The sequence below is a fragment of the Winogradskyella poriferorum genome, from assembly GCF_050618035.1.
GTDB lineage: Bacteria > Bacteroidota > Bacteroidia > Flavobacteriales > Flavobacteriaceae > Winogradskyella > Winogradskyella poriferorum_A.
In genome coordinates, this window is record NZ_JBODPY010000194.1 from 1 (window position 1) to 226 (window position 226).

The window sequence follows — 226 nt, forward strand, 5'->3', positions numbered from 1 at the left end:
CTTTTTTATTAAAAACAACGGTTTCAAATCCTTAGGAGGATTTGATGAAACTTATTTTGCTCATTTGGAGGAGATTGATTTATGCTGGCGCGCGTATAATCAAAAGTTTGTAACTAAATATACAAGTCGTTCTATTGTGTACCATGTTGGTCCTGCTACTTTAAAGAACACTAATCTCAAAAAAACTTATCTCAATTTCCGTAATAGTTTAATTACACTCCCCAAG

The 226-nt window shown here is 32.7% G+C and carries 1 protein-coding gene; it reads left to right on the top strand.

The genetic code is table 11. The features are described 5' to 3' along the window. Nucleotides 1–226 (top strand): glycosyltransferase family 2 protein (locus ACRHOC_RS15440; protein ID WP_431159475.1); only part of this gene is annotated, 226 nt, incomplete at both ends.